General features: G+C 40.7%; 14 protein-coding genes. 10 read left to right on the top strand and 4 right to left on the bottom strand.

Features of this window, described 5'->3' with window-relative positions; genetic code table 11:
* The 4 genes from ACESK1_RS08170 to ACESK1_RS08155 form a co-directional block, all read right to left on the bottom strand.
* On the bottom strand, positions 1-1,172 hold a 1,172-nt coding region (locus tag ACESK1_RS08170), incomplete at its 3' end, for an alpha-amylase family glycosyl hydrolase (protein WP_372919694.1).
* 57 nt (positions 1,173-1,229) lie between these two features.
* Positions 1,230-2,375 (bottom strand): SusF/SusE family outer membrane protein, encoded by a 1,146-nt coding sequence (locus ACESK1_RS08165; protein WP_372919693.1) that lies wholly within the window; start codon positions 2,373-2,375, stop codon positions 1,230-1,232.
* Positions 2,376-2,394: 19 nt separating this feature from the next.
* A complete protein-coding gene (locus ACESK1_RS08160; protein WP_372919692.1) occupies positions 2,395-3,990 on the bottom strand; it encodes a RagB/SusD family nutrient uptake outer membrane protein in 1,596 nt (531 codons plus the stop codon).
* Positions 3,991-4,015: 25 nt separating this feature from the next.
* Entirely contained in the window at positions 4,016-6,958 is a 2,943-nt protein-coding gene (locus tag ACESK1_RS08155) for a SusC/RagA family TonB-linked outer membrane protein (protein WP_372919691.1), read from the bottom strand.
* Positions 6,959-7,184: 226 nt separating this feature from the next.
* Between ACESK1_RS08155 and ACESK1_RS08150 the strand changes: the two genes are divergently transcribed.
* The 10 genes from ACESK1_RS08150 to ACESK1_RS08105 all read left to right on the top strand — a co-directional run.
* Entirely contained in the window at positions 7,185-8,207 is a 1,023-nt protein-coding gene (locus tag ACESK1_RS08150; RefSeq protein ID WP_372919690.1) for a LacI family DNA-binding transcriptional regulator, read from the top strand.
* 132 nt (positions 8,208-8,339) lie between these two features.
* Positions 8,340-9,695, top strand: coding sequence for an MFS transporter (locus ACESK1_RS08145; protein ID WP_372919689.1), 1,356 nt, complete (start codon positions 8,340-8,342; stop codon positions 9,693-9,695).
* 9 nt (positions 9,696-9,704) lie between these two features.
* Positions 9,705-10,376, top strand: a complete 672-nt coding sequence (gene pgmB, locus ACESK1_RS08140; RefSeq protein ID WP_372919688.1) for a beta-phosphoglucomutase — start codon at positions 9,705-9,707, stop codon at positions 10,374-10,376.
* Positions 10,373-12,679, top strand: coding sequence for a glycoside hydrolase family 65 protein (locus ACESK1_RS08135; protein ID WP_372919687.1), 2,307 nt, complete (start codon positions 10,373-10,375; stop codon positions 12,677-12,679). The genes pgmB and ACESK1_RS08135 overlap by 4 nt, the downstream gene beginning before the upstream one ends.
* Positions 12,680-12,729: 50 nt before the next feature.
* The gene (locus tag ACESK1_RS08130) at positions 12,730-14,595 is read left to right on the top strand and encodes a glycoside hydrolase family 13 protein (protein WP_372919686.1); all 1,866 of its coding nucleotides are present in this window, start codon (positions 12,730-12,732) and stop codon (positions 14,593-14,595) included.
* A gap of 13 nt (positions 14,596-14,608) precedes the next feature.
* A complete protein-coding gene (locus tag ACESK1_RS08125; RefSeq protein WP_372919685.1) occupies positions 14,609-16,045 on the top strand; it encodes an alpha-amylase family glycosyl hydrolase in 1,437 nt (478 codons plus the stop codon).
* 124 nt (positions 16,046-16,169) lie between these two features.
* The gene (pfkA, locus tag ACESK1_RS08120) at positions 16,170-17,156 is read left to right on the top strand and encodes a 6-phosphofructokinase (RefSeq protein WP_372919696.1); all 987 of its coding nucleotides are present in this window, start codon (positions 16,170-16,172) and stop codon (positions 17,154-17,156) included.
* A gap of 18 nt (positions 17,157-17,174) precedes the next feature.
* Positions 17,175-18,173, top strand: a complete 999-nt coding sequence (gap, locus tag ACESK1_RS08115) for a type I glyceraldehyde-3-phosphate dehydrogenase (protein WP_372919684.1) — start codon at positions 17,175-17,177, stop codon at positions 18,171-18,173.
* A 102-nt stretch (positions 18,174-18,275) separates the two neighbouring features.
* The gene (locus ACESK1_RS08110) at positions 18,276-19,133 is read left to right on the top strand and encodes a BadF/BadG/BcrA/BcrD ATPase family protein (RefSeq protein WP_372919683.1); all 858 of its coding nucleotides are present in this window, start codon (positions 18,276-18,278) and stop codon (positions 19,131-19,133) included.
* Between the two features lie 52 nt (positions 19,134-19,185).
* Positions 19,186-19,364: magnesium chelatase domain-containing protein (locus tag ACESK1_RS08105; RefSeq protein ID WP_372919695.1), on the top strand; the 179-nt coding region annotated here is incomplete at its 3' end.

Below are 19,364 nucleotides of genomic sequence, written 5' to 3'. Positions count from 1 at the left end.
ATTTCAATTAATTGCTTTAATTCATCCTGAAAATCATCATTTTCATAATCTGAATAGAAAATAGTGGGATATCCGGGATGTGTTAAAATAAATGCATATGCCTTCATCTTATTTTCCGCGGAAATATTATTGTCTTCATTCTCGTCTTTTTCAGTATCATGGTTGGCCGTGAAGGTCACCGCTTTATCAGGATGGGTTTTCCATAGCATATCTCTTTCCAGATAGGTAAGATCGTCGTGGCGGTCAAAAGCTTCATCCAACTTGTAAAAAGTTGCAAAATCGAAAGCCCCGCTTCCGGTTTCCTCCACATAATTAGCAAGATTTGAAGCATTTCCATCCCACATTTCAGCAACCGAAAATCCGCCCACTTCGTCTAACCAGGCTTTAACCACCCAAGGCTCGAATCCAAGAACATAATCGAATCTCCAACCGTCAAAGCCCATTTCATTCATGTAATATTTAGCTACTGAATTATCTTTCTTCCAAAGCCAATCCTGAACATACTCCTGGTTGTGGTCAAGGTTAGTTTCTTCATAGAACAAACTACCGTCATCATAAGGGCTGGTGCTGTTTGGATAAAAATTCTCATAATCGCGGTTAAACATGCCCGAGGCATTACCGTTTTCTTCGTTGAACAGGGTATAGGTTTCTTTTTCACGATACGGATTCCATTCCAAGCCACCACCGGAGTTATGGTTAATTACGATATCGGCAATTACTTCCAATCCCAGATCATGAGATTTATCTATTAGAGCTTCCAGTTCTTCACGAGTTCCGAAACGGGTAGGAACTGTTTGCTGCTGATCATATTCTCCAAAATCGAAATAATCGGAAGGGTCGTAACCCATGGAATAACCACCCGATTGTCCCTTGGAGGCTGCCGGAAACCATAAACGGTCTATTCCTGCATCTGCCCAACCTTCAACTTTTCCTGAGAGTGTGGTCCACCATTCATGGCGTGGTTCTACATCCCAGTAAAAGGTTTGCATCATTACTTTTTGTCCGCTGGAATAATTATCGAGGTCCATCAATTCCGGCTCATTGGGTTCTACAGGAACTTCTCCCGAATTATCATCATCGGGATCTACAACGGGATCATCATCTTTGGAACAGGAGGTAAAACTCAAGGCGAGTCCCAAAAATACCGGTAATATAAATTTTTTTATTTTCATCTTTTAAGAATTAAAAAAGGCTGCCCCAGTGGACAGCCTTTTTGTTAAGATATATAATTACTCAGCAGCTTGCGGAATAAGAATATACCGGCCATCAAGTGTGTTAAACCAAATGTCGTAAGTTCCGGCGGGAACAGACATATTGTCTGGAGAACCATAACTTGTCTGTCCACTAATACCAGAGGCAACGCCCCAGTTATCAGCCCAATCATCGTCAGCTCTGAATTTGAATTCGCCATCACCCAATTCTACATCGTTAAGATACCAGATGTGTGGATCAAAATCAGATTGGGTCATATCGGTATCATTATCCCATCCACCTGGAGTAGCATCACCAACTAATCCAATATTATCATAAACGGTGGCATCGCTTTCGTCTATTTCTTCCCAGGTATAGGTCATGTTATCTACATCTACCATTAAGGAATAGTAGGCATCTGCATCAACTTTAAATGCAGCAGGATCCTCAGAATCTCCGGCGTTTACACCAAGAACTCCGTCTGTACCACCCCATTGAGGTTGCCATTGTCCTGGAACTTCTATAAGTTTGAAGCCTTCAACATCGCCTCCACCGGCAAAACGCCCCTGGAAGTAGTATACATCTTCATTTTCAGCATCTCTGAACATTGGGGTGTTATTGTTATCCGGATCCCATCCTGCTTCAGTGGCATCTCCAACAAAGTAAAACTCTCTCATAGCTTCTTCTTCCTCTTCTTCGGCTTCAGGTAGCATAACGCTAAGATTTCTTATTTCAGAAAATTCTTCTAAAGCATTTCCTTCTCCGTCACCTGCAAAAGCACGAACTCTAAAGAAAAGCTCACCGGTATTAGGTTCATCAGTAGTAGGATCATTATCGAGTCCGGCATCTTCTGCCATGCTCAACATTTGACCAACAGTTACACCAAGGTTATTTCCACCGGTGCTTCCTAAAACATCCATTACCGTAAAATCTTCGTCTATGCTCCCCTGAAGTTCATATGTTATAGTGGTAGGGGCATCAAAGTCTACATCGGTCCATACGAAACGCTCTGCAAGATTGTTTCTGTTGCTGTTAGTAAGTTCGTAAACATCGGAGAAGTTATTGGTGAATTCAATCCCTTCCGGGTCCGGTTGTGCTACAAATACTATATCATCGTCGCTTGTACATGCGTTAAAGCCGGTTAACGCGACAAATGCTAATAATAAAATTGAAAGTTTTTTCATTTTTAATGTTATTATAAAATTAATATCCTGGATTTTGAGTTAAGTTGGTATTTACACCTAAGTCTGAAGCGGGAATTGGCATCAGGTCTCTGTGAGCACCTGTAGTTGTTCCCTGGGGAACATTTCCTTTCCATGGCCATAGGCCACGGTCTGAAAATACTCCGAATCTTACACGATCTGTTCTACGGTGACCTTCCCAGTAAAGTTCTCTTGCACGCTCATCAAGGATGAAGTCGAGTGTAAGATCATTCTCAGAAATGTTGTTGCTGGAGTCGCCATAAGCTCTTTCGCGCAATTCATTGATTAAATTAGTTGCCTCCGAAAGACTTCCGCCACCACCTTGCAAGTGTGCTTCTGCATACATAAGGTAAGCATCAGCAAGACGGAACATTGGGAAATCGGTATCAGGGAATTCTCCGGTTCCATCAGAACCAGGATTGCCGTCTACATCAATGTTTTTGAATTTAGTTACGGCATAACCATCGGTAAAGCTGGATATATCGTCGATCTCTTTTGTTTGCCCTTCCGTAAAGAATAAAGCTCTGTTATCGTCAGATTCAGCTTCTCCCGGGAACTGCTCTACAAGGGCAGAGGTAGTTCTTAATCCGGCCCAACCACTGCTTACACCATAGTCGTCAGGATCCATATCTCCACCTACAGCGGCATGAATTATGAAAGCCATCCCACCATAAGACTGGGTGTTGTTTCCATCAAAAGTAATTGGGAAAATAATTTCCTGTTCTGCACCATTCTCATTGTTATCTGCAAGGAAAAGTTTCTGATAATCTTCCACAAGCTCATAATCGGAATTGATCACTTTTTGAGTGACTTCCATCGCTCTGTCATATTGAGGAGAACCGGTATAAACTTCTGCATTCAGGTAAAGTTTTGCTTGTAGCATCCAAAGGGCAGCCTGGTCGGCACGACCATATTCTGATGTTCCAACAGGAGAGATCTCACCTTCAATTGCTTCCAGTTCAGAAGCGATAAAATCAAATAGCTCCTGACTTTGAATTTGCTCTGGAAGAAAAGCTCCAATAGGGTCTTCTTGAGTTACAAAAGGAGGGTTTCCAAAAAGATCTAATGCGTGGTAGTAATGAAGCGCTCTTAAGAATCTTGCTTCAGCACGGTAACCGGCAACGTTTTCTCTTTCCGCACCATCAAGACCACGGGAATCCAGTAGTTCCGGAGTGGTTTGACGCAGGAATTCGTTGGTAAGGGCTACCTGGTACATCAATCTGGAATACATGGTTCTAATAAACTCGTTACCTGAAGTCCAGTTTTGGGCGTGAAGGTCTTTAATAGTACCATCATTCCATCCTATCACTGCTGTTTCGGTAGTGAGTTCCTGCATCATCCAGTAAAGTCTCAGATACTGAGAGAACCCTTCATCCAGACCTTGAAGATCAGGATTACCGGCAGGTCCTTCCTGACCACTAATTGCCAGCCCAGCATAAAGTTTAGCTAAAAACTGCTTGTAAGCTTCGGGACTATCGAAGGTGTTTTCAGCTGTGCTCCTGTTATCTTCAGGTTGCAATTCCAGGTCGCTCTCGCACGACCAGAATAGGGCCACCCCAAGAAAAACGAGCAGAATTGATTTAAATGTTTTAAACATAGCTAGTATATTATTTTGTTATTTATTAAAATATAAGGTTTAGACCAAGTACAACATTGGTAGACCTTGGGTAAAAGTTATTGTCTATACCGTTTGAGATCTCAGGATCAAGCCCTTCATAATCTGTAATGGTCCAAACATTAGTAGCCGTAAGCGAGGTTCTAAAATCTACCTTGTCCCCTGGGAAAAGATATCCAATAGAAATGTTATCCAGTTTTACGAAATCTGCCTTCTGAATGTAATAGTCGGAGAAAAACTGGTTGTTTACGAAGTTGCTCTCCAAAACATTTGAATTCAGGTTTGAGTAATAATCCTGTGGAGTTACAGTACCAGCGGTTACGAATCCGTTACCAGACTGAGTATTGTTATACATATAGTTCCCAAAGCTACCTCTAAAGGTAAAGCTAAAATCCAGGTTTTTATAATTCATGGTATTTGTGAATCCCATGAAGTAATCTGGATTGGCCTTTTTATAAGGAACTTTGTCGGCTTCTGTAATTTCATTGTCGCCGTTGACATCTGCGTAAGCCCCTTCAATTGGTTGTCCCGCTTCATTGTAAACCTGGCGGAATACAAAGAAAGTAGAAGGATCATAACCCTCTTTCCAGATCTGGATGTTGTTACCAACACCACCGCTAATTCCTCCCTGAGGGATAAAGAAATCTGGATTTTCTCCTAAAGAAAGTCTGGTGATCTCAAGGTCCTGGAAAGTGATGTTATAGTTCATATCCCAGTTAAAGTCTTCTTTCTGGATAATTGTTCCGTTAAGACCAACTTCCACACCTTTACTTACAGTTTCACCAACGTTGGTTACCAAAAGGTCACTAAGGTTAGCTCCAGCCGGTACCGGTACGGTAGCAAGAAGGTCTTCTGTTTCTCTGTAATATGCTTCAACAGTACCAGATAGTCTGTTGTTGAAGAAACCGAAGTCTATACCTACGTTATAGGTTTGAAGTTCTTCCCATTTAAGTTCAGCATCAAATTCTTCAGGTCTAAGGGTGTTGTAGAATTGGTTACCAAATTGATATCTGGCAGGTCCAACACTGGGAGAGTAAACACCTAAATATCCATAATTAATTCCAATTTCCTGGTTACCGGTTACCCCGTATCCTGCTCTTAGTTTTAATTCTGAAAGAGCATTGGAATCCATCAGGAAATCTTCATTGTGTATTTTCCACCCAACAGATGCTGAAGGGAAAGTACTCCATTTGTTATCTCCGCCAAACCTGGAAGAACCATCGCGACGCACACTACCCGAAATAAGGTATTTGTTGGCTATGTCAAAGCTTGCTCTGGCAAAATAAGATTCCAGTGAATTTCGGTTAATAACAGTTGGTTCAATACGGTATCCAGGGTCATCGGCTACAGTGAATTCATCATTATTTTGAATATAAAACTCCTGATAAGAGTGTCCCGCTGTTAAATCCATTTCGGTATCAAGGGCTTCAAGCTCTGTCTTGTAATTGAAATAGAAATCCAAAAGCGTATTTCGGTTTATCCCTGAATACTCCTGGGTATATTCTCTTTCCTGGATATACAATCCGTTTGCGGCGGCAAAAGTTGGACGCCTGTTATGTCCTTCGTTCTCTGCATAATCAAAACCTGCATTAACGTTAAAATTTAATTCCGGAAGGAAATGAAATTTATACTCAGCATTCAGGTTGGTTATATTTCTCATTGTTTTCCCTCTTCCGTCAAGGGTTTCAAGAAGGGCCAATGGGTTTCTGGTAGCCTGGAGTTGAGGAATCAACCTTCCACCACTTACGGTGTTGTGTTCAAAGTAACCTCCAAATGGCAAGCTCTCATCGTAAACCGGTTGGGTAGGATCAAAAGCCACAGCGGCTCCAATAGCTCCCTGGTCTGCAAAGCGGTTTTCGTCCACAATCCCTTTAGTAGTTAAGGCCAGTTTTAAATGATTATCAAATAAATCCTGGTTAAGAGAGATATTAAGCGCATTTCTTTCGTAAACATCTGTTTTCAATACTCCGGTTTGAGAAGTATGGTTGTAGTTTACGCGGTAAGAGAAGTCTTCAAATCCCTGTGAAGCTGTTAAGTTGTGAATTGCTCCTACAGAAGTTTGGTAGATCTCATCCTGCCAGTCGGTTTCAGTGTCACCTAAAAGGTCTGGGTTTGTACCCGGAGTAGATTCGATAAGTTGTCTGAATTCCTGAGCATTTAAATTATCTACTTTATCGATAATTCGTCCTGCGGAAACCTTCAGGTCATATTCCAATTGAAGCGGGCTGCTCTTTTTACCAGTTTTAGTGGTAATAAGAATTACCCCGTTAGAAGCTCTGGAACCATAGATAGAGGTAGCAGCAGCATCTTTCAGGATCACGAAATCTTCAATTTCGTTAGGGTTTATAGAGTTTAACTGGTTTCTTACTCCTTGAACACCTCTTTGGTCTAATGGAATACCATCTACAACGATAAGCGGAGAGTTATTTCCGGAAAGGGAAGAACCTCCTCTAATCCTGATTTCGCCGCCTCCTCCAGGTTCTCCACTGCTTGGAGTAATTCTAACCCCTGCAGATTTACCTGAAAGCAATTGTTCCGGAGAAACAACAGCACCTTTATTAAAGGACTCAGAAGAGACCTTTTCTACCGATCCTGTAGCATCTTGTTCTGAAGTACTACCATAACCAATTAACACCACTTCTTCGAGAGTAGCGGCATCTTCATCAAGCTCCACATTAATGGTAGTTTGACCTTCATAGGGAATTTCCTGGGTTGCAAAACCTAAAAAGGAGAAGACTAAAACATCTCCCGATTCTAAATTAGTAATAGTATAATTCCCGTCAAAATCGGTTGTAGTACCGTTGGTGGTTCCTTTTACAATAACGTTTGCGCCGGGAACCGGAAGACCGGAGGCGCTTTCGCTAACCACCCCGCTTACGCTTTCCTGGGCGAAAAAGCTCATTGGCAGCATAAGGAGCAACATCAACGTGCTTTTGAATAGTGTTTTCATAAATTATTTTATTGATTTAACTAAAAATTAATCTTATATTCTTACTTCCTGAGGTTAAAAGTAGACAAATTAAAACGGCTTAAATGTGATTCTGGTCAGGTTTCAGGTCCGAAAACGTTTGCGTGTTGAAAACTTTTTTATTTTAATGATAAGCCATAAGATTTGTGATATTTTTACCATATTACAATTTAGTACCTGATCTTTTACTAATTCTTTATAAAATAGTATGCGCCCTAAACTTACCCTAAAACAAATTGCAAGAGAATTGGATGTTTCTATTTCCACCGTTTCAAAGGCTCTCAAAGACAGCCCTGAAATAGGGGAAGAGACCAAACAAAAAATCAAAGCCTTTGCTAAACTCTATAATTACAAGCCTAACAATATTGCTTTAAGTCTTAAGAACCGAAAGACAAAGACAATTGGAATAATAATTCCGGAGATCGTGCATTATTTCTTTACCACAGTGATTAGTGGAGTGGAGCAGGTTGCGAATGAAAAGGGGTATAACGTAATAGTATGTCTCTCCAATAACTCTTTTGACCGGGAAGTACTCAACCTGGATCTGTTAGCAAACGGGAGTACAGATGGTTTTATCCTATCCCTGGCAAAAGAAACCATGCAAAAAGAAGATTACCATCACCTCACGGAGGTTATAAATCAAGGAATGCCCGTGGTGCTTTTTGATAGGGTGGTAGATGAGGTCCATTGCGATAAAGTAATTATTGATGATATAATAGGAGCTAAAAAAGCGGTGGAGCATTTGATAGAAACTGGATGTAAGAAAATCGGGATTATTTCCACAGTAGACTATGTGAGTGTAGGTAAGCTTAGAACCAGAGGGTATATTGAAGCCCTGGAAGAAAATAATTATCCAGTTGATGAAGATCTAATTCTGAAAATAGAGGATATGGGAAACAGCGAAAAGGAGATAGGGGAGTTTTTAAAGACCAGGGATGTCGACGGCCTTTTCGCGGTAAACGAGCAATTTGCGGTTTCGGCGATAGGGGCTTTACGCCGGCAGGGACGTAATGTACCTGAAGATGTCTCTGTCATTGGGTTTACAGATGGAGAATTGTCAAAAAGTTTCATTCCGAGTCTTACTACGGTTAGTCAACACGGTAACAGAATGGGCGCTGAGGCAGCACATTTACTCATCGATAAGCTGGAGCGCAAACCCGATGAGGTCGAGTCTTATAAAACCGTAATCGTAGAAACCAGTTTAGTACGCCGGGAGTCAACAAAAAATTAATCTGCATTCAAACATTCAAATTTTTATTATATTTGCCCCAGTTTCAATTTATCAGAACTTATATTCTTACTTCCTACCTTAATAAGTTTTGATAAGTCATAGCGCTTATCGTAACACATCTAAATTTACGATATGCAAAAACGAGCCTTGAGTTTTTGGGAGATCTGGAACATGAGTTTTGGATTTCTGGGAATACAGATGGGTTTTGCTCTCCAGAATGCCAACGCGAGTAGAATCTTACAAATTTTTGGTGCCGATGTTCATGAACTTTCGTGGTTCTGGCTGGTAGCCCCAATCACTGGACTTATAGTTCAGCCAATCATTGGATATTATAGTGACAAGACCTGGACCAAATTGGGCCGGCGTCGTCCCTTTTTCCTAACTGGAGCTATTCTTGCCGCGGCAGGCCTTATTTTAATGCCCAATGCCGATATGTTTATTGCGATTCTGCCTTCTCTTTGGATAGGAGCGGGTATGCTTTTCGTAATGGATGCGTCCTTTAATATAGCCATGGAACCCTTCAGAGCACTGGTGGCAGATAACCTGCCCTCAGATCAACGAACCCTTGGGTTTAGTGTACAAACAGTTTTGATAGGAATTGGAGCCGTAATTGGTTCCTGGTTACCTTATGTTTTAACCAACTGGTTTGATATTAGCAACCGTACCGTAGCCGGAGAAGTCCCGTTAAATCTGTTGCTTTCCTTCGTGATTGGAGCTGCGATCCTGGTAGGTAGTATTCTGGTAACAGTTTTTACAACCAAGGAATACTCCCCCGAAGAACTCGAAAAGATGGATGACCACGTGGAAGAAGAAATTCCCGAGGATGCAAAAAAATCCAGCCTTTTAGATATTTTCACCGATTTTAAAAATATGCCATTCACTATGCGCCAGCTGGCCTGGGTGCAGTTTTTTTCGTGGTTTGGTTTGTTTGGAATGTGGGTGTTCTCAACGCCGGCAATCGCACACCATATTTATGGCTTACCGCTATCAGATAATAGCAGTGAGACATATCAGGATGCGGGAGACTGGGTTGGAGTCTTATTTGGAGTTTACAACGCTGTTTCGGCGGTTTTTGCATTCTTCTTACCTGCCATAGCTCTTAAGATAGGTAGAAAAAGTACGCATATGGTTTCCTTAATTATAGGAGGCCTGGGATTATTATCCATCTACATTGCTCCTAATGAATACTGGCTGTTACTTTCTATGGTTGGAGTTGGAATTGGTTGGGCTAGTATACTGGCTATGCCATACGCGATTCTCGCAGGTTCAATTCCGCCAAAGAAAATGGGAGTATATATGGGGATCTTCAATTTCTTTATCGTAATACCTCAAATAATCAATGCCCTTATAGGTGGGCCAATGGTGAAATATATGTATGATGGAAATCCTATTTACGCCCTGGTAACCAGTGGGGTGGCTTTTCTTATTGCTGCTTTGTTTACCATTAGAATTTATGATGTTGATGAACCCGTAGAAGTAAAAATTTAATTTATGGAAATGAAGAAGAGAAAAGGAGTCATTTTCGATCTTGACGGAGTGATAGTAGATACGGCGAAATTTCATTTTCTGGCCTGGCGAAAGTTGGCCAACGATCTTGGTTTCGATTTCACCGAAGAACAGAACGAACAACTTAAAGGAGTGAGCCGGGTGCATTCACTTCAGAAGATATTAAAATGGGGTGGAATGGAGCTTTTAGAAGAAGAATTCCAGCGCCAGATGGACCTCAAGAATGAAAACTATCTGTCTTATGTAAATGAGATGGATGAATCTGAAATTTTACCGGGAGTCTCAGAGATACTCGATTATTTGATAGAGAACGATATCCCATTTGCTTTAGGTTCAGCCAGCAAAAATGCCAGAACTATACTGAAGAAGATCGGTCTATTGGAAAAGTTTTACGCCATTATAGATGGTACCGATGTGACCAAAGCTAAACCCGATCCCGAAGTCTTTTTGATCGCTGCCGAAAAATTAGGGGTAAAGCCCGAAGACAGCATTGTGTTTGAAGATGCGGTAGCAGGTATCCAGGCGGCAAACCGGGCTAATATGACGAGTATTGGAATTGGCGATAAAATCACTTTAGGTGAAGCCGATTATGTGTTTTCCGATTTTACGGAAATAGAAAGAGAATTTTTAGAACAACTACTTAGAAAACAGAGATTTAAATGAATCAGGATTATATAAAACCGGATGAATGGTCAATACTTGAAGAGGGCTTTGATGCCGATAAAGTAAAATCATCCGAAAGTCTTTTCAGTATTGGAAACGGAGTGATGGGCCAACGTGCTAATTTCGAAGAACAGTATTCAGGACCAAGTTTCCAGGGCAGCTATATCGGTGGGGTTTATTATCCCGATAAGACCAAAGTGGGCTGGTGGAAAAATGGTTATCCCGAATATTTCGCGAAAGTGCTAAATGCGCCCAACTGGATTGGAATAAACGTATTTGTAAACGGTGAAGCTCTGGATCTTTTTACCTGTAAAGAGGTAAAAGATTTCAAACGGGAGCTTAATATGAAGGAAGGTTTTCATCGTCGTAGTTTTGTAGCTGTTTTGCCAAATGATATGGAAATTTCGGTTAAAGGGACCAGGTTTCTGTCTATTGTTGAAGATGAACTGGGAGCTATAGATTATGAAGTTGAGGTATTAAACAGCGATGCAGAACTTCGTTTTGATCCCTATCTCGATGGCGGAATCACCAATACCGATGCCAACTGGGAAGAACATTTCTGGAAGACTTTAGAGGTTAAATCAGAAGATAATCAAGGGTTTATACTTTCTAAAACCCTGAAGACAGAATTCCACGTGGGTACCTTTATGCAATCGGAAGTTTTGGTTGATGGGGAAAAGAAAGAAATCGATTTTAAAGAATCCAGAACTCATGATAAATTAACTTTCACCTATTCAATTAATGTTGAAAAAGGGCAGAAAGTTAGTTTGAGAAAATATGCCGGTTATGTTTCTGATATGAACCATGAAAGAGATCAATTGGTTTCAGCGGCGAAAGAAGTACTGGAAACAGCTTTGGCTTCAGGTTTTGAGAATTTGCTTCAACAGCAAAAAGAAGCCTGGGCGAAGATCTGGGAGATGGCCGATATTACGATTACCGGCGATGTCAAAGCCCAGCAGGGAATACGCTTCAATATTTTTCAGCTTAATCAAACCTATTTAGGAAAGGATGAAAGATTGAATATTGGCCCTAAAGGTTTCACAGGAGAAAAATACGGAGGAAGCACTTATTGGGATACCGAGGCTTATTGTATTCCTTTTTATATGGCTACGAAAGACCAAAAGGTCGCCAGAAATCTACTGACCTATCGTTACAATCAACTCGATAAGGCGATTGAAAATGCTGAAAAGTTAGGCTTTAAAAAAGGGGCTGCGCTTTATCCAATGGTAACGATGAATGGAGAAGAAAGCCATAACGAATGGGAGATCACGTTTGAGGAAATTCACCGTAACGGTGCCATGGTTTATGCCATCTTCAATTACGTACGTTTCACCGGAGATTTTGAATACATTCCTGAAAAAGGTCTTGAAGTAATGATCGCAATAGCCAGATTCTGGCATCAAAGAGCCAATTTTAGTAGTGAAAAGAATAAATATGTTATTCTGGGAGTTACCGGGCCCAATGAATATGAAAATAACATAAACAATAACTGGTATACCAACTATATCGCGAAATGGTGTTTGGAATACACTATGGAAATGATCGAGAAAGTGAAACATGGTTATGAGGAGGATTATGAACGCATTATGGGGCATACTAATCTTTCCGACAGCGAGTTGATAGCCTGGAAAGAAGTTTCAGACGATATGTACTTCCCATTTTCAGAAAAAGATGGTGTTTTCCTTCAGCAAGATGGCTTTTTAGATAAGGAAATCAAACCGGTTAGTCAGCTTGATAAAAGTCAGAGACCTATTAACCAGAAATGGAGTTGGGATCGTATCCTGCGTTCATGTTACATCAAACAGGCCGATGTGCTGCAGGGCTTTTATTTCTTTGAGGATCACTTCAGCAAAGAAGAGCTGGAAAAACATTTTGATTATTACGAGCCTATTACCGTTCACGAATCTTCATTATCGCCCTGTGTCCACAGTATTCAGGCTGCTGTTTTGGGTAGAATGGAACAGGCTTATGAATTCTATTTGAGGACATCCCGACTTGATCTTGATGATTACAACAATGAAGTAAGAGAAGGTTGCCATATTACCAGTATGGCCGGAACCTGGATGAGCATCGTTGAAGGTTTTGGAGGAATGCGGGTTAAAGAAGATCAGCTGGAGTTTTCTCCAAGAATCCCTGACGGATGGCAGGCCTATTCCTTTAAGGTGAATTTCCGCGATCAGATTCTGAAGGTCACCGTCAACAAGGATAAAACTAAATTCCTACTCGAGGGTGACAGCGCTATTGAGATCAAAGTCAATGGGAAAACTGTAGAGGTAAGTCCCAGCCAGGAGATAAGCGTTTAAATTACAACCTGCAGCTATATTTTAAGTTGCGGATTTTAAATTTTTGAATTATGAAAAAAATATTAATTACCCTATTTTTCTTCGGAAGCCTCTCGATGATGGCTCAAATTGAAAGAGTAGAACCGCCTAACTGGTGGCTTGGCTTTGAAAACTCTGAACTACAACTGATGATCTACGGGGAAGATATAGGCAAGGCTGAAGTAAACCTTGATGCCGCCGGAATTGACCTGGAAGCTGTTCATCGCGCTAAAAGCCCCAATTACCTGTTTTTGGATCTTAAATTGACAGAGCAGGCTCAACCGGGAAGGTTTCCTATAACTTTTAAATTGGAGAACGGAGAAAGTATTGTTCAGGATTACGAATTAAAAGAAAGAACCCGACCTGAATCTGATTTTATCGGATTTAATAATAAAGATGCCATTTATCTTATCACTCCAGATAGGTTTGCCAATGGTGACCCTTCTAATGATGAAGATTCGTCACTTAGAGAAAAAACAATAGACAGGGAAGATGATTATGGTCGGCATGGAGGGGATATCCGTGGAATTATAAATCACCTGGATTATATAGATGAGATGGGCTTTACCGCCCTTTGGTCGTCACCATTATTGATCAACGACATGGAATCTGGCTCTTACCATGGGTATGCAATGACCGATTTCTACCGGGTTGATCCTCGCTTTGGAACGCTTGAAGAATACAAAGAATTGGCTGAAAAATCCAGGGAAAGAGGTATCAAACTCATTATGGACCAGGTGGCTAACCATATTGGTTCAGGCCACTGGTGGATGGAAGACCTGCCTTTTGAAGACTGGTTGAATTACCAGGAAGAATTTGAGCAGGGAAAGGAAATAACAAAATCCAACCATATAAGAACTACCAACCAGGATTTTTATGCTGCTGACGTAGATAAAAAACAAATGACTGAAGGTTGGTTTGTGGATACCATGCCAGATCTGAATCAGGAAAATCCGTTTATGGCCAAATATCTAATTCAAAATAACATTTGGTGGATAGAATATCTCGGCCTTGGGGGAATTCGGCAGGATACCTATCCTTATCCCGATAAAGATTTTATGAGTGATTGGGCCGGTGCCATTATGACCGAATATCCCGATTTCAATATCGTGGGAGAGGAGTGGAGCTATAATCCGCTGTTAATTCGTTACTGGCAGGATGGTGTAGAAAATAAAGACGGTTACGAATCAAACCTTAGATCTACAATGGATTTTGCTATGCAAGGCGCTGTTGTTGAAGGTTTAAAGGAAGAAGATAACTGGGGCAGCGGACTAATTAAACTTTACGAAGGCCTGGCCAACGATTTTGCCTATGAATGTCCTGAGGATATTATGATATTTCCCGACAACCATGATAAGAGCAGGATCTTTACCCAATTGGATGAAGATATAACCAAAACCAAAATGGCTGTGGCTTATATGCTGGTGCTTCCAAGAACACCTCAAATCTATTACGGCACCGAGATCCTTATGGATGACACCGCTAATCCCGGCGACCACGGACTCATTCGTACTGAATTTCCCGGAGGTTGGGATGATCATGACACCAATGCCTTCACCGGGGAGGGCCTTTCTGACGAAGAGTCGGATATGCAGGATTTTCTGAAGAAGATTCTGAACTACCGCAAAAATTCGAACGCAATTCATGCGGGAGAAACGCTTCATTTTGCTCCTCAGGATGGAGTGTATCTACTGGCAAGGCAAACCGAAGATGAAAGTGTAGTGATCATTCTGAATAAAAATGAGGCAAAATTCAACTTGGACCTTGAACGATTTGCGCAGTTAGGACTAAGTGGGAAAACCCTTAAAAATTTGATTTCAGAGGAAACTTTTGAATGGAATAATAGCCTGGAATTAAACGAAGAAGGAGTGTACCTTTTTACAACAAAAATCAACTAAATAAATAATAATTATGAAACAATTTTCAATAATAATGGCGCTACTGGTGCTGATGGTATCTTGTAAAAATGAGCCAAAGCAGGAAGAGCAAAAAGAAGAAAAGCAGGAAAGTCTGGAGCCGGTTTCTAACGAAGCTATGGAGTCTGCTGTGATCTATGAAGCAAATATCCGTCAATATTCTCCTGAAGGAACCTTCGAGGAATTCACTAAAGATATTCCGCAGTTAAAGGAATTGGGAGTGAAAGTGATCTGGCTAATGCCGGTTTACCCTATTTCCATGAAGAACCGTAAAGCAACCGGAGATCTTTCGGTAGAAGATATCGAAGACGAAGAAGAAAGAAAGAAATATTTGGGCAGCTACTACGCAATTGCCGATTATACCGATGTAAATCCTGAATTTGGAGATTTTGAGGATTTCGAAAATCTTGTGGAAACCGCTCACGAGAACGGAATGTATGTAATTCTTGACTGGGTTGCTAACCACACGGGCTGGGATCACCACTGGATGGAAGAACATCCTGAATTCTATACAAAAAATGATAAAGGAGAGATCATCGATCCATTAAACCCCGATACCGGTGAGAGCTGGGGCTGGACCGATGTGGCAGACCTTGACTATGACAATGAAGAGCTTTGGGATGCGATGACCAAAGAGATGGAATTCTGGGTGGAAGAATATGATATTGATGGTTTCCGTGCTGATGTTGCGGGAGAGGTTCCTACCGAATTCTGGGAGCAAGCTGTAGAAAAACTGGAAACTCATAAACCGCTATTCATGCTTGCCGAATCAGAAGATAAAGATCTTTTCCATGAAGCCTTCGATATGGGGTATAACTGGGAAGGTCATCACATCATGAATGAAATGGCCCAGGGCAAGAAAACAGTGAAAGACTGGGAGAATTACATGCAAAAGATTGATACCACTTATCAGGAAGATGATTACCTGATGAATTTCGTGACGAATCACGATGAAAACTCCTGGAATGGGACTGTAAAAGAACGAATGGGAGATGCTTCAGAGGCCATGCTTGCTTTTTCTTATGCCCTCCCGGGAATGCCGCTTATTTATAGTGGTCAGGAATATGATATGGATAAGAGGCTTAGATTCTTTGAAAAGGACACGATCTCTAAAGAGAAAGGAGAAGTTTGGCCGATCCTTGAGAAGTTAGGTAAGCTTAAGAATGAAAATGTTGCCCTACACGGAGCAAAAGAGGCGGCTTCTTATGAATCTCTTGAAACTTCAGAAGAGGAAAAGGTTATGGCTTTCAAACGTGAAAAAGACGGACAAGAGTTAATTTATCTTGCTAATTTCAGTGATTCTCCGGTTAAATTTTCGGTAGAATTAGACGGTGAGTTTAAAGATTATATGACTGGAGAATCCCAAAATTTTTCAGAAAACAGCGATTTGGAGTTCGAGCCCTGGAAATATCAGATATTGATAAAAAACTAGAAAAACTCCTAATTTATTAAAAACAGCCCATTCGAATGGGCTGTTTTTATTAGTTATCAACCGAAAACGATTTAGTTTTTGCGAAAATTAGGTTATATTAATCAATTGAAATAGCTTTGAGGTAATCATGAAGAAAATCAATAATATAGCAGTGTTAACGTCGGGAGGAGATGCTCCCGGAATGAATGCCGCGATTAGAGCCGTCGTTCGGGCTTGTTCTTATTACAATCTAACTTGTACAGGTATTTTCCGCGGTTTTCAAGGTCTTATTGAGGGCGATTTTGAGAAGCTTGATGCAAGATCTGTTAGAAATATAATTAACAAAGGCGGTACTTTCCTTAAGTCGACCCGTTCTATGGATTTTAAAACCAAAGAGGGAAGAGCTAAAGCACACGAAAATCTAAAAAAAGCGGGGGTAGATGCACTCGTTGTAATAGGCGGTGACGGAACTTTTACAGGAGGGCTTGTTTTCAATCAGGAATATGATTTCCCTGTTGTTGGGATTCCGGCAACCATAGATAACGATATTAACGGTACAGATTATACCTTGGGTTACGATACAGCACTTAATACTGTTGTGGAAGCCATAGATAAGATTAGAGATACAGCCAGTTCACATAACAGGCTTTTCCTTATTGAAGTTATGGGGCGTGATGCCGGAGATATCGCTTTGAATAGTGGTATTGGAGCCGGTGCGGAAGAAATTCTTATCCCTGAAGAGGACGGGGGAATAGAGTTAATGATGGAATCTCTGGAAAAGAGTAAAAAATCCGGAAAGACCTCAAGCATTATCGTAGTAGCTGAAGGAGAAAAAAGCGGAAAGACAATATTTGAACTTGCCGAGCATATTGGTGAGAAATATGAAGAGTACGACATTAGGGTTTCAGTCCTGGGACACATACAACGCGGAGGTTCTCCAAGTTGTTTTGATCGAGTCCTGGCTAGTAAATTAGGTGTCGGTGCAGTAGAAGCCCTTACCGATGGTAAATCCAATATAATGATTGGAGTGCACCATCAAAAGGTGGTTCATGTTACATTGGAAAAAGCGCTTAAAGAAGGGCGTGAATTAGACAAAGAGTTAAGAAGGGTGGCTAACATCACTTCAGTTTAAAAATTTAAATTTAAAATTATGAGCACAAAAATTGGAATTAATGGTTTTGGTCGTATTGGGAGATTAGCCCTTAGAATAGCGGCCGAAAATAAGGATGTAGAAGTTGTGGCTATCAATGATCTTCTCGAAGTAGATCATTTAGCATACCTGCTTAAATATGATTCTGTACATGGAAAATTCAAAGGAGATGTTGATGTAAAAGACGGTAACCTTGTTATAAATGGAAATGCCGTTCGCGTAACAGCAGAAAAAAATCCAGAAGACCTTAAATGGGGAGATGTTGGAGCAGATATTGTACTTGAATGCACAGGTATTTTTACCAGCAAAGAACAGGCTCAGGCCCATATTACTGCAGGTGCCAAGAAAGTAGTGATATCAGCACCTTCTAAAGATGCGCCCATGTTCGTAATGGGAGTTAACCATAAAGAAGTTAAAGCTGAAGACACTATAGTTTCTAATGCTTCTTGTACTACTAACTGTCTTGCTCCACTTGCAAAAGTGGTTGATGATGAGTTTGGAATCGTAGAAGGTTTGATGACTACAGTTCACGCAACTACAGCAACTCAATTAACTGTAGATGGTCCTTCTAAAAAGGATTTCAGAGGTGGTAGAAGTGCCCTTCTAAATATAATTCCTGCTTCCACCGGTGCGGCTAAAGCTGTAGGAAAAGTAATACCAAAACTGGACGGAAAACTTACAGGGATGGCCTTTAGGGTTCCCACAGCAGATGTTTCTGTTGTAGACCTTACCGTGCGCACAGAAAAGTCTGTGTCTTTCGATCAAGTAAAAGCAGCCTTCAAAAAAGCTTCTGAGGGAGATTATAAAGGAGTGATTTCTTATACTGAAGAAGCAGTGGTGTCTCAGGATTTTGTCTCCGAAGCACATACCTGTAATTTTGATGCCGGAGCCGGAATTGCACTAAACGATAATTTCTTTAAATTAGTGGCCTGGTATGATAACGAATATGGTTATTCTGCCTCAATAATTAAATTAGCGGTGCACATAGCATCTTTATAATATCTAAATGAAAAAAGCCTGAAGGAAAATTGGAACTGTAGGATTTCTAAGAAAACCTGCAGCCGTTTTCATCAGGCTTTTTTTTAAACCCCACTAAGACACATGATTTTATTAGCAGACGGTGGCTCGACAAAATGTGACTGGATCTTATTGAATGCACAGGGAGAGCAGATTTTTAAAACAAGGACTAAAGGATTAAATCCGGCAGTTTTTCCAGAATTGGTGCTCGAACAACGCCTTGAGGAAAATATAGAATTAAAAGAAGTAAAAGATAAGGTGGAGCGGGTACATTTTTTTGGAGCCGGTTGCGGCACAGAAACTCCGCGGAAACTTCTTGAAGATATTTTTACCAACTTTTTCACCAATGCCAATGAGGTAGTTGTAAAAGAGGATATTGTGGCTGCTGTTTACGCCGCAACAACCGAACCCGGAATAGTTTGTATTCTTGGTACAGGTTCTAATTCCTGCTTTTACGATGGAAAGGAAATTCAACAGGTAGTCCATTCTCTTGGATATATTCTTATGGATGAAGCCAGTGGTAATTACTTCGGAAAAAGACTTATTAGAGATTATTATTATAAAAGAATGCCGCCCGAATTATCAACTATTTTTGAGCAGAAATATGATCTTGATTCAGATGAGATCAAGAAAAACCTCTATAGAAAGGAAAATCCCAATACCTATCTCGCAAACTTTGCTGAATTCATTTTCACCAATGAGCGCAATGGATATTTCTATAAACTTGTTCACGAAGGAATTACCGATTTTGTGCATTCAAGGGTGCTATCTTATAAACAGGCGCAGAATGTTCCGGTACACTTTATTGGAAGTATAGCTTACTTCAGCGAAGATATTATTCGTGCAGTAGTTCAGCCTTACGGAATTGAGGTTGGAAATATTGTAAGAAGACCTATTGATGGTTTGATAGAATACTACCGAAATAACGTGTTAAACGTATAAGAATCAAAACATTTCGTAAATTTTACTAAATTTAAGGAAACAAAATCTTTAAATGCTGGTAAAAGTTTATGGAAGTGCCGTTTTTGGGGTAGAGGCAACTACAATTACTATTGAGGTAAATGTGGCTACCGGCATTGGTTATCACCTGGTTGGTTTACCTGATAACGCGGTTAAAGAAAGTAGTTACCGTATAACTGCTGCCCTACAGAATACCGGATATAAATTTCCGGG

This window comes from Salegentibacter sp. (assembly GCF_041642575.1).
Taxonomy (GTDB): Bacteria; Bacteroidota; Bacteroidia; order Flavobacteriales; family Flavobacteriaceae; genus Salegentibacter.
Note: the sequence above shows the minus strand (reverse complement) of the source record. Positions and strands in the feature narration are given on the sequence as shown.

What these genes read in the sequence shown, in the direction of transcription:
- ACESK1_RS08165 (WP_372919693.1), bottom strand. Translation starts at nt 2,375, where the DNA reads ATGAAAAAACTTTCAATTTTATTATTAGCATTTGTCGCGTTAACCGGC.
- ACESK1_RS08160 (WP_372919692.1), bottom strand. Translation starts at nt 3,990, where the DNA reads ATGTTTAAAACATTTAAATCAATTCTGCTCGTTTTTCTTGGGGTGGCC.
- ACESK1_RS08155 (WP_372919691.1), bottom strand. Translation starts at nt 6,958, where the DNA reads ATGAAAACACTATTCAAAAGCACGTTGATGTTGCTCCTTATGCTGCCA.
- ACESK1_RS08150 (WP_372919690.1), top strand. Translation starts at nt 7,185, where the DNA reads ATGCGCCCTAAACTTACCCTAAAACAAATTGCAAGAGAATTGGATGTT.
- ACESK1_RS08145 (WP_372919689.1), top strand. Translation starts at nt 8,340, where the DNA reads ATGCAAAAACGAGCCTTGAGTTTTTGGGAGATCTGGAACATGAGTTTT.
- pgmB (WP_372919688.1), top strand. Translation starts at nt 9,705, where the DNA reads ATGAAGAAGAGAAAAGGAGTCATTTTCGATCTTGACGGAGTGATAGTA.
- ACESK1_RS08135 (WP_372919687.1), top strand. Translation starts at nt 10,373, where the DNA reads ATGAATCAGGATTATATAAAACCGGATGAATGGTCAATACTTGAAGAG.
- ACESK1_RS08130 (WP_372919686.1), top strand. Translation starts at nt 12,730, where the DNA reads ATGAAAAAAATATTAATTACCCTATTTTTCTTCGGAAGCCTCTCGATG.
- ACESK1_RS08125 (WP_372919685.1), top strand. Translation starts at nt 14,609, where the DNA reads ATGAAACAATTTTCAATAATAATGGCGCTACTGGTGCTGATGGTATCT.
- gap (WP_372919684.1), top strand. Translation starts at nt 17,175, where the DNA reads ATGAGCACAAAAATTGGAATTAATGGTTTTGGTCGTATTGGGAGATTA.
- ACESK1_RS08110 (WP_372919683.1), top strand. Translation starts at nt 18,276, where the DNA reads ATGATTTTATTAGCAGACGGTGGCTCGACAAAATGTGACTGGATCTTA.